6 protein-coding genes, 1 pseudogene and 1 riboswitch are annotated in these 8,909 nt (G+C 72.5%); of the genes and pseudogenes, 4 read left to right on the plus strand and 3 right to left on the minus strand.

All coding sequences use genetic code 11. The features are described from left to right. Positions 1 to 43: 43 nt before the first annotated feature. On the minus strand, positions 44 to 2,203 hold the full coding sequence (locus DRB89_RS38655; RefSeq protein ID WP_112452622.1) for a RecQ family ATP-dependent DNA helicase: 2,160 nt from the start codon (positions 2,201 to 2,203) through the stop codon (positions 44 to 46). A 153-nt stretch (positions 2,204 to 2,356) separates the two neighbouring features. Between DRB89_RS38655 and DRB89_RS38660 the strand changes: the two genes are divergently transcribed. The 3 genes from DRB89_RS38660 to DRB89_RS38670 all read left to right on the plus strand — a co-directional run bounded on the left by DRB89_RS38660 (position 2,357) and on the right by DRB89_RS38670 (position 4,857). Beyond that, a complete protein-coding gene (locus DRB89_RS38660; protein ID WP_112463655.1) occupies positions 2,357 to 3,634 on the plus strand; it encodes a DUF4192 domain-containing protein in 1,278 nt (425 codons plus the stop codon). Between the two features lie 120 nt (positions 3,635 to 3,754). Then, positions 3,755 to 4,378 carry a hypothetical protein gene (locus DRB89_RS38665; RefSeq protein WP_162688906.1) on the plus strand — a complete coding sequence of 208 codons (624 nt, stop codon included), beginning with the start codon at positions 3,755 to 3,757 and terminating at the stop codon, positions 4,376 to 4,378. Between the two features lie 272 nt (positions 4,379 to 4,650). Beyond that, entirely contained in the window at positions 4,651 to 4,857 is a 207-nt protein-coding gene (locus tag DRB89_RS38670; protein ID WP_112451479.1) for a DUF5999 family protein, read from the plus strand. Positions 4,858 to 4,948: 91 nt separating this feature from the next. Here DRB89_RS38670 and gcvP read toward each other — a convergent pair whose 3' ends face one another. Beyond that, on the minus strand, positions 4,949 to 7,834 hold the full coding sequence (gene gcvP, locus DRB89_RS38675) for an aminomethyl-transferring glycine dehydrogenase (RefSeq protein ID WP_112453916.1): 2,886 nt from the start codon (positions 7,832 to 7,834) through the stop codon (positions 4,949 to 4,951). A 196-nt stretch (positions 7,835 to 8,030) separates the two neighbouring features. Further along, a riboswitch (glycine riboswitch) is annotated at positions 8,031 to 8,129 on the minus strand. Positions 8,130 to 8,247: 118 nt separating this feature from the next. On the opposite strand from gcvP, the gene DRB89_RS38680 reads away from it, so the two are divergent. Beyond that, a complete protein-coding gene (locus DRB89_RS38680) occupies positions 8,248 to 8,613 on the plus strand; it encodes a PRC-barrel domain-containing protein (protein ID WP_112451478.1) in 366 nt (121 codons plus the stop codon). Here DRB89_RS38680 and DRB89_RS38685 read toward each other — a convergent pair. Further along, a pseudogene (locus tag DRB89_RS38685) lies at positions 8,610 to 8,909 on the minus strand (DNA polymerase IV); the annotation flags it as partial. The gene DRB89_RS38680 and the pseudogene DRB89_RS38685 sit on opposite strands and share 4 nt — an antisense overlap.

The following is an 8,909-nucleotide window of genomic DNA, read 5'->3' on the forward strand; positions in this document are numbered from 1 at the left end:
CGTTCATATCCTTGCCCCGTCACGCCGAAGATGACTCATTCGGCTACGGCTGAAGCGCCAGTACCAGCGGAAACACCGCCTTGGCGCCCGCTCGCCGCAGCAGCCGCGCGGAGACCGCGAGGGTCCATCCGCTCTCGGCGCGGTCGTCGACGAGGAGGATGGGACCCGCGGTCTCCTTCAGGATCGCGGCGAGTTCCGGCGGAACGGTCAAGGCCTGGTGGAGGCCGCGCACCCGCTGGGCGCTGTTCGAGGAGGGCAGGCCGAACTCCGGTGCCTGGTCCGTGTAGGCGATCGTGCCGAGCAGGGGCATCCGCCCGATCTCCGCGATCCGCGCGGCCAGCGAGCCGACGAGCCGGGAGCGGCCGCGCGAGGGCAGCGCGACGACTCCGACCGGGCGCCCGGGCGCGTCCGGAGCCCCCGAGGCCCAGCCGCCGGGGCCGCGGGCCCAGTCGGCCAGCACCGTCACGACGGCCTGAGCCACATCGTCCGGAACCGGCTGGTCGGGCGCCCCGGGCGCGAGCATCGGGCGCAGCCGGTTGCCCCAGCCGATGTCGGAGAGCCGCCCCAGCGCACGGCCCGTCGAAGCCTGCTCGCCCGCCGGGATCCGGCCCTTGAGGTCCACGCCCACCGCGGCGAGACCCGTCGGCCACATCTTGCGGGGCTCCAGCTCCACGCCCGGGCGGTCCAGCTCCCCGCGGGCGGTGTCCAGCGCGGCCCCGGAGACCTCCGCCGTGAACCGGGCCCCCGCGCAGTTGTCGCACCGGCCGCAGGGCGCGGCCTCCTCGTCGTCGAGCTGGAGGCGCAGGAACTCCATGCGGCAGCCGGTGGCCGCCGCGTAGTCCCGCATGGCCTGCTGCTCGGCGGCTCGCTGCCGGGCCACCCAGGCATAGCGCTCGGTGTCGTACACCCACGGCTCGCCGGTCGAGGTCCAGCCGCCCTTGACGCGGTGCACGGCGCCGTCGACGTCGAGGACCTTGAGCATGGTCTCCAGCCGGGTGCGACGCAGGTCGACCAGCGGCTCCAGGGCGGGCAGGGACAGCGGCCGGCGGGCCTCGGCCAGCACCTCGAGCGTGCGGCGCACCTGCTGCTCCGGCGGGAAGGCGACGGAGGCGAAGTACTGCCAGATCGCCTCGTCCTCGCGCCCCGGCAGCAGCAGGACCTCGGCGTGCTCCACGCCGCGGCCGGCGCGGCCGACCTGCTGGTAGTAGGCGATGGGGGAGGAGGGCGAGCCGAGGTGCACGACGAAACCGAGATCGGGCTTGTCGAAGCCCATGCCGAGGGCCGAGGTGGCCACCAGGGCCTTGACCCGGTTGGCCTGGAGGTCGTTCTCCGCCTGCTCGCGGTCGGCGTTCTCCGTCTTGCCGGTGTACGAGGAGACCGTGTGCCCGCGGTGGCGCAGGTACGCGGTGACCTCCTCGGCGGCGGCCACCGTCAGGGTGTAGATGATCCCGGAGCCGGGGAGGTCGCCGAGGTGGTCGGCGAGCCAGGCCAGCCGGTGGGCAGCGTCGGGCAGCGTGAGCACCGCCAGGCTGAGGCTCTCGCGGTCCAGGGGGCCCCGCAGGACGAGGGCGTCCGTCCCGGCCCCGGTGCCGAGCTGCTCGGCCACGTCGGCGGTCACGCGGGCGTTGGCGGTGGCGGTCGTGGCCAGGACCGGGACGCCCGGCGGCAGATCGGCCAGCATGGTGCGCAGACGGCGGTAGTCGGGGCGGAAGTCGTGCCCCCAGTCCGAGATGCAGTGGGCCTCGTCCACCACGAGCAGACCGGTCGCGGCGGAGAGCTTGGGAAGCACCTGGTCGCGGAAGTCGGGGTTGTTGAGCCGCTCCGGGCTCACCAGGAGGACGTCGACCTCGCCCGCGGCGATCTCGGCCTGGATCGACTCCCAATCCTCGGGGTTGGCCGAATTGATGGTCCGGGCGTGGATCCCGGCCCGCGCGGCGGCCTCCACCTGGTTGCGCATCAGCGCGAGCAGCGGGGAGACGATCACCGTGGGTCCGGCACCGGCCGCCCGCAGCAGCGAGGTGGCCACGAAGTACACGGCGGACTTGCCCCAGCCGGTGCGCTGCACCACCAGGGCGCGGCGCTTGTCCGCGACGAGGGCCTCGATCGCCCGCCACTGGTCCTCGCGCAGCTTCGCGGTCCCCGTGGGGTCGCCCACGAGGCGGGCTAGTACGGAGTCGGCCGAGGACCTCAGGTCTGCGTTCATGCCCCCATGCAACCCGATGGCTCTGACATACCGCGAATGCCGCTCTGTGCCTGTGGATGTTGAAGGGTGGACTTGTTGGGCGTCAGTCCGGGGCCGGCCCGGGAGTTATCCACAGGGGTTTCCGGATCCGGTCGGGCACGAGACCTTCGGGACATGACGAACAACCACGAAGCACGCACCCCGTCCGACCGGCCTTCCGCCGGCCCGTCCGGAGCCGCCGACGCCTCCCGGATCACCCTGCGCAGCCCGGCCGAACTGGCCGACGCGCTGCCCTACATGCTCGGCTTCCACCCGACCGACTCCCTCGTCATGGTCGCCGTCCACGGCGAGGGCGGCCGCTTCGGCGGCCGGCTCCGGGTCGGCATCCCCCACACCCCGGAGGAGTGGGAGGACACCGCCCGGCAGGTCGCCGACTGCCTGATCCACGGCAGCGAGCGCCGTGGCACCAAGCCCGACGGCGTCATCGTCTTCCTCTGCCAGGACCCCGGCGGGGACGAGAGCGGGCAGCGGGTGATGACCCGGCTGCGACCGCTCGCCCAGCGGATCCGGCTCTCCTGCGGGGCGCTGGACGTTCCCGTGCTCGAGGCCCTGTGCCTCTCCGCCGGGCGGTACTGGTCCTACTGCTGCCCGGACGCGCGGTGTTGTCCCGCGGAGGGCACCGTGCTGGCCGTGCCCGGCAGCTCGGTGATGGCCGCGGCGGCCACCTTCGCCGGGCTGCAGGTGCGGGGTTCCCTCCGGGAGATCGAGCGCAGGCTCACCCCGTTGCGCGGAAAGGACGCAGAGGAGATGGAAGGTGCCCTGGACCGGGCCGCCGCGGCCCTGGTCCCGAAGATCCTCGACGGGGCCACCCGGGAGGAGGTGGGCGCCGAGACCGTCCTGCTCGCCCGGGCGCTGATGCAGCGCATGACGCTGGCCCCGCCGGCCGAAGCCGGCTCCCGCGCGGACGACTGGGACGACGCGCTGCTCGGCCACGAGGAGGCCGCCTCGCTCATCCTCGGCCTCCAGGACCGCGAGATCCGCGACATCGCCGCCGAGTGGATGGAGGACGAGGAGGCGGCTCCGGCCCTGCGGCTGTGGCGGGCACTGGCCCGGCGCTGTGTCGGTGCCTACGGGGAGCACGCGGCGGCCCCGCTCACCCTGGCCGGCTGGGTCTCCTGGTCCACCGGCGACGAGCCGACCGCCCGGGTCGCGCTGGGGCTGGCGCTGCGCGCGGACGACGGGTACCGCTTCGCGCAGCTGCTCCACCACGCCTGCAACGAGGGGATCGACCCGGAGGGGCTGCGGGAGTGCCTGCGGGAGGAGCGGCGCAGGCGGGAGCCGCGCCGGGGACGTGCGCAGGGCGGCTCCCGCCGGGGTGCCACCAGGCCGCCCGGCCGCCGGAGCCGGACGGTCCGCCGCGAGTCCGGCCGCACCGCGGGGAGCGGGCAGTGAAGCGGGAGCGGGTCCTGAGGCGGGTCCCGAGGCTGGTCTCGAGGGTGGCCTCGGGCCGGGACCGGAGCCGGGATCAGGTCCTGGAGCGGGGGAGGAATCCCAAGTGAGAGGCGACCCACCATGCCGCTGCATGTCCCTCCGGCTCCCGCGCCCGCCCTGCGCAGCGTCCTCGCGGCCCTCGGTTCTCCCAGCGCCGTCAATGAGGCGCACACCCCGGCCCTGCGCGCCCTGCAGGGTCCGATGACAGCCGAACTGCCGCTGCCCGTCCACGTCCTGGACCGGCTGAACATCTCCGGCCTGACCGCGGGCGGCAGGCCGCCGCGCACCCGGCTGACCGGCTGGCGGTTCCTGATCCGCAGCGGGGACCGCTACGTCGCGGCGGCCGACACCCGGTTGACACCCGACGGGTGGGCCTTCTCCCACTTCTTCGAGGGCCCCTACGTCGCCGCCACCGAACGCGCACTGCGCCAGGCCGAGTCGCTCGGCAAGAACTACCAGCCGCGGCTGCTGTCCGTACCGGAGCTGTACATGCTGACGCTGTGGCTGCACGGATCGGTGGGCGCCGACGCCTCCGCCGGACTGCCGGCCGCCGCCGACCTGCTCGTCCCGCTGGCGCCCGCCCCGCCGGGCATCGCCGCCTACCGGCCGCACCCGGTGTCCGAACTGCTGCCCGTGATGACCCACCGGCTCAAGCCCTCGGCGGCGCCCCCGGTCCCGCCCTCGATGGCGGCCCCGGCCGCCTGATCGGGCCCCGTGGCCGGAACTGCCCATTCGGCCTAGCCCACTCGGGCCCCCTGCGAACCATCCGAAATGACAGGGGAGTTGACTTGAACCGCCCGCACGGGTGATGCGTCATCAATCTATGAGGACAGCTACCGGGAAATCCCTCCGGACACCGTGCCGTGGGGGAACACTGGGACCCTGACCGAGCCAAGTCGTCTATACGGGGGGCGGCCATGAACACCGCATCGAGCCGCAGCACACAGCAGACCACACCGCAGCGAAAGAACGCATCCATGTGCCAGCACAAGCCAGCATGCCCGTCCGCCGACTCCGCCGACCGGGAGGCCGCGCACCCCGTGGCCGTGCACCCGGAACAGGGCTGGAGCCTGCTGTGCAACGGCGTCCTGCTCTTCGAGGACACCGGTGAGCTGCTGCCTGACGGCCAGATCATCGCTCCGCACCGCCCGCTCGCGGCGACGCAGGTGATGAAGGCGGCCTAGGCTGCCGGCCAGACCGCAAACGAAGGGGCCGGCCCGGGAGGAACACCTCCCGGGCCGGCCCCTTCGTCACGTCACGCGGACGGACGGCGGATCAGTTGTCGTACTCGTCCAGCGGCGGGCAGGAACACACGAGGTTCCGGTCGCCGAAGGCACCGTCGATGCGGCGCACCGGCGGCCAGTACTTCTCCGCGGCCGAAACCCCACCCGGGAAGACGGCCTCGTCGCGGCTGTACGGGTGGTTCCACTCGCCGCCCAGCGCCGCCGCCGTGTGCGGGGAGTTGGCCAGCGGGTTGTCGTCCACCGGCCACTCGCCGCCCGCGACCCGCTCGATCTCGGCGCGGATGGCGATCATCGCGTCGCAGAAGCGGTCGATCTCGGCGAGGTCCTCGGACTCCGTCGGCTCGATCATGAGCGTGCCGGCGACCGGGAAGGACATGGTCGGCGCGTGGAACCCGTAGTCGATCAGGCGCTTGGCGATGTCGTCGATGCTGACGCCCGTCGCCTTCGACAGGGGCCGCATGTCGATGATGCACTCGTGCGCGACCAGGTTGCCCGGGCCGGTGTAGAGCACCGGGTAGTGCGGCTCCAGCCGCTTGGCGATGTAGTTCGCGCCGAGCACCGCCACCTGGGTGGCGCGCTTGAGGCCCTCGCCGCCCATCAGGCGCACGTACGACCAGGAGATCGGCAGGATGCCGGCCGAGCCCCACGGAGCGGCCGAGATCGGGCCGACGCCCGTCTCGGGACCGGCGGTCGGCTGCAGCGGGTGGTTGGGCAGGTACGGGGCCAGGTGCGCCCGGACACCGACCGGGCCGACGCCCGGGCCGCCGCCGCCGTGCGGGATGCAGAAGGTCTTGTGCAGGTTCAGGTGCGAGACGTCGCCGCCGAAGTGGCCCGGCTTGGCCAGGCCCACCAGGGCGTTGAGGTTGGCGCCGTCCACGTAGACCTGGCCGCCGACGTCGTGCACCTGGGCGCAGATGTCGGCGACGTGCTCCTCGAACACACCGTGCGTGGAGGGGTAGGTGATCATCAGCACGGCGAGCTCGTCGCGGTACTGCTCGATCTTGGCGCGCAGGTCGTCCGCGTCCACCTCGCCGTCGTCGGCGGTCTTGACGACGACGACCTTCATGCCGGCCATCACGGCGCTGGCGGCGTTGGTGCCGTGCGCGGAGGACGGGATGAGGCAGACGGTCCGCTGCTCGTCGCCGTTCGCCCGGTGGTAGGCGCGGACGGCCAGCAGGCCGGCGAGCTCACCCTGGGAGCCGGCGTTGGGCTGAATGGAGACCTTGTCGTAGCCGGTCACCTCGCAGAGACGTTCCTCCAGCTCGGTGATGAGCGTGAGGTACCCCTCGGCCTGGTCGACCGGGGCGAACGGGTGCAGCTGGCCGAATTCGGGCCAGGTGACCGGCTCCATCTCGGTGGTCGCGTTGAGCTTCATGGTGCAGGAGCCCAGCGGGATCATGCCGCGGTCCAGCGCGTAGTCCTTGTCCGAGAGCTTGCGCAGGTAGCGCAGCATCGCGGTCTCGCTGCGGTGCTGGTGGAAGACCGGGTGGGTCAGGTACGCGTCCTCGCGCAGCAGCGCCTCGGGAAGCGCGTCGGCCGCGGTGGCGTCGAGGGCCTCCAGGTCGGCGGTGACCCCGAAGGCGGTCCAGACGGCCTCGACGTCGGCGCGCAGGGTGGTCTCGTCGCAGGCGACGGAGACCAGGTCGGCGTCCACCTGGAAGAGGTTGACCCCGCCCTCGCGGGCCGCGGCCACGACCTCGGCGGCGCGGCCCGGGACCCGGGCGGTGACGGTGTCGAAGTAGGAGCCGTGCACGATCTCGACCCCGCCGGCCGTCAGACCGGCGGCGAGCAGGGCGGCGTAGCGGTGCGTGCGGCGGGCGATCGTCCGCAGGCCGTCCGGGCCGTGGTAGACGGCGTACATGCCGGCCATCACGGCGAGCAGCACCTGCGCCGTGCAGATGTTGCTGGTGGCCTTCTCACGGCGGATGTGCTGCTCACGGGTCTGCAGCGCCAGCCGGTAGGCCTTGTTCCCGTCCGCGTCGACGGAGACGCCGACGAGGCGGCCGGGGAGCGAGCGGGCGTGCTTGGCCTGGACGGCCATGTAGCCGGCGTGCGGTCCGCCGAAGCCCATCGGGACGCCGAAGCGCTGGGTGGTGCCCACCGCGATGTCCGCGCCCAGCTCGCCCGGCGAGGTCAGTAGGGTCAGGGCGAGCAGGTCGGCGGAGACGGCGACGATCGCGCCGAGCCCGTGGGCCTGGTCGATGACCGGCTTGATCGCGCGGACCGCGCCGGAGGCGCCCGGGTACTGCAGGAGCACGCCGTAGACGCCGCGCTCGGCGATCTCGGCCGGGATGCCCTCGGACAGGTCGGCGACGACGACCTCGATGCCGATCGGCTCGGCGCGGGTCTCGATCACCGCGATGGTCTGCGGCAGCGCGTCGGCGTCGATGAGGAAGACGTTCCCCTTGGCCTTGCCCACCCGGCGGGCCAGCGTCATGGCCTCGGCGGCGGCGGTGCCCTCGTCGAGCAGGGAGGCGCCCGAGGTCGGCAGGCCGGTCAGCTCGGCGACGACGGTCTGGAAGTTGAGCAGGGCCTCGAGGCGGCCCTGGGAGATCTCCGGCTGGTACGGCGTGTAGGCCGTATACCAGGCGGGGTTCTCCATGACGTTGCGCAGGATCACCGGCGGCGTGAAGGTGCCGTAGTAACCCAGGCCGATCATGGAGGAGAGGACCTGGTTGCGGTCGGCGAGCTGACGCAGCTCGGCGAGCACCTCGGCCTCGGTCCGCGCCTCGGGCAGGTTCAGCGCGGCAGTGGTCTTGATCACATCCGGTACCGCGGCGGCGGTGAGCTCGTCCAGGGAGCCGTAGCCCACGTGGGCGAGCATCTTCGCCTGCGCCTCGGCATCCGGGCCGATGTGGCGCTGCTCGAAGGGGATGCCTCGCTCCAGCTGGGAGAGCGGAATGCGGTTGGCGGTCATGTACGGAGGCCTCCTGGTCGTACGACCTGCGAGGGGCACCACGGCGCGGGCACCCGGACGGCCTCCCCCTCTGTCATCACAACCTGAGAGCTTCACCGGGCCGCTCGAGGATCGCTCGCGAGGTCCGGCTTTCACCGTCGGTGAGGAGGGAACCGGCACTGCGCGCCCGGTACCCGTCCTGCTTTCCAGAGTGGCCTCACCACGTGCGGTACGTATGCCTGAGAGATTCCGGGGAGGATTTGCTCCTTCGGCGCCTCCGTCGAACTCACTCGGAGGACTCTCCCGCACAGGGTCAACAGCCGTCACCCAGCCTACCAGCGAGGATCTGGCCCCCTCCCTCGAGTGGCCCCCTCTCCGGAAATGCACTTTTGTAGTCATTACGGATGAGTGCGCTCCAATGGAGGGACCGGACCGTGCAGACAGACATCGATCCGCGGAGCCTGATCGGCCGCAAGGCGTTCGACCGCAATGGCACCAAGATCGGCACCGTCGACGAGGTCTACCTCGACGATGCCACGGGCGTCCCCGAATGGGCCGCCGTACGGACCGGCCTCTTCAGCCGGGACGCCTTCGTCCCCCTGGAGCCCAGCGAGATGGTCGGCGAGACCCTGCGGGTGCCCTTCGAGCGCTCCCTCATCAGGGACGCCCCCGACTTCGGCGTCGGCCGCCACCTCTCCCCCGAACAGGAGCTGCAGCTTTACCACCACTACGGCCTGGACGTGACCCTCCCCAGCGAGTTCCACCGCGACTTCGGCCACGTGGCGGGCGGCGAAACCTAGACCGTACCCACCAGCGGCAGCGGATCGGACGGCTCCAGTTCGGGGTCGTCCACCAGGAACGTCCGCACCCGGCCCGGCTCGGACCCGGGCTGTTCGAACCGTACGGTCACCCGCCCGACTCCGCTGCCCTGGACCCACCCGGGTCCGTGCACCGCGTGCCGGACGTCGCAGCCGGCCGGCCAGCGCCGCCCGGGAGCGGCCTCGGGCTCGGCCGCGGACCCCGCGCCGCCCTGACCCTGGCCCTGGCCCTGGTCTGAGCCCTGGCCCTGGTCTGGGCCTGTCTCTTTTATACATCT

The sequence above is a fragment of the Streptomyces sp. ICC4 genome (assembly GCF_003287915.1).
Taxonomy (GTDB): domain Bacteria; phylum Actinomycetota; class Actinomycetes; order Streptomycetales; family Streptomycetaceae; genus Streptomyces; species Streptomyces tritrimontium.

What these genes read in the sequence shown, in the direction of transcription:
- DRB89_RS38660 (WP_112463655.1), top strand. Translation starts at nt 2,357, where the DNA reads ATGACGAACAACCACGAAGCACGCACCCCGTCCGACCGGCCTTCCGCC.
- DRB89_RS38655 (WP_112452622.1), bottom strand. Translation starts at nt 2,203, where the DNA reads ATGAACGCAGACCTGAGGTCCTCGGCCGACTCCGTACTAGCCCGCCTC.
- gcvP (WP_112453916.1), bottom strand. Translation starts at nt 7,834, where the DNA reads ATGACCGCCAACCGCATTCCGCTCTCCCAGCTGGAGCGAGGCATCCCC.
- DRB89_RS38665 (WP_162688906.1), top strand. Translation starts at nt 3,755, where the DNA reads ATGCCGCTGCATGTCCCTCCGGCTCCCGCGCCCGCCCTGCGCAGCGTC.
- DRB89_RS38670 (WP_112451479.1), top strand. Translation starts at nt 4,651, where the DNA reads ATGTGCCAGCACAAGCCAGCATGCCCGTCCGCCGACTCCGCCGACCGG.